Here is a 1,312-nt window from a genome sequence, read left to right on the forward strand (position 1 = left end):
ATGGCCTCTTGCCAGATGCGGAAAAGCCGGAATGGCACTTCGATATTAATGGTCACGGCTACACCGCCCGGAGGCCGGAGGGGGGCAACGACGTTTGGCTCCTCCATCGCGGAGCGATAAGGGAAGCTGGAGCGGCAGCAGTACCGGCAAGGGCTCCGGGACCCGCCTTGCCAGCGACCGCCAGGCTCTCAGACACCCATCTCGGGGTTCCGTTGGTCGATCTGACCACCTCCTCCGATGCACACATCGAAGCCCTTCCGTCAGGCTCGTCCAATCTCCCCCGGGGGGCGGTGCTCGGGGCCACCCAACTGCTGGGCGACGAACATATCCAGAGGGATTACGAATTCCTCGAGCAGCAGCTGCAGCAGGCCGATCCAGCGCTCGCCGCCCGGACGCGGCTGGTCGATCCGTCGGTCTCCCATCTGCTGCGCCACATGGAGCAGCAAGACGCGCGAGGCACATTGCAGTCGATTTATAATCGAAACGCCGGCCCATCCGACTTCCTGTTCGTGCCGGTGAACGATGGGGTGGGTATTGACCGCGGCACCCATTGGTCGCTGCTCCTCGTAGATCGCCGCGATCCGGAAAGAGCGGTCGCCTATCACTACGACTCCATCCAGCAAAATGAACAGCGATACAACGACGCGCCTGCACGAAAGCTCGCTACAAGACTGGACGCGACCCTGGTAACACCCGACATGGCGCAGCAGAAAAACGCTGTTGACTGCGGCGTCTTCGTGGTGGACGGCACGCGCGAGCTGGTTCGTCGATTGGCGAACGAAGAGCGGCCAGACCAGCAGCTGCCGCTGCACCTCAACTACCTCGTCGCCGATCGGCAGGCGCTGCAAAACCGACTGAGAGAGGGCCGCTTGCCGCACGAGCTTGCCGCAAGCCCCGCCGAAGCTTTGGCAGCAGCCGGGTCGCAGGTGCAACACGCCGCGTTGCAAGAGCAGCAAGCCAGACAGGTCGCGCCAGCGCCGTTGGAACGGCACTTGGGCCAGACACGCGAGGCCGAGGACAAGCTGACGAGTACACTGCACAGGAGCAACCGCGTGAACAGCGGGGGCGTCATCATCAACACTGAACGTTACACAGCGCCGTTGAGACCGGCGAAAAGGCAGAGGACTGACAATTCGCAAAGCCTCGCCATCGGGCGGCAGCCGAGCGACGCAAACACAACGTCCATCGGCCAAGCCTCCGATCAAGCCCGAGCGGACCTCATGGCTTCCTTCAGAAGCAGAGAGCGCTCCGACGCTGGGCGTTGAGCTCGATGGCTGTGGGGTCAAGCAGAACAGCTCTTTTGACGACAGAG

The 1,312-nt window shown here is 62.9% G+C and carries 1 protein-coding gene; it reads left to right on the plus strand.

Going from position 1 to position 1,312, the window contains the following annotated elements; all coding sequences use genetic code 11:
- Positions 1 to 1,265 (plus strand): Ulp1 family isopeptidase (locus tag C9427_RS05790; protein ID WP_245436990.1); only part of this gene is annotated, 1,265 nt, incomplete at its 5' end.
- Between the last annotated feature and the right edge of the window lie 47 nt (positions 1,266 to 1,312).

Origin of the sequence: Mesorhizobium helmanticense, assembly GCF_003034915.1 — a bacterium.
In the GTDB taxonomy this organism is placed as follows: domain Bacteria; phylum Pseudomonadota; class Alphaproteobacteria; order Rhizobiales; family Rhizobiaceae; genus Mesorhizobium; species Mesorhizobium helmanticense.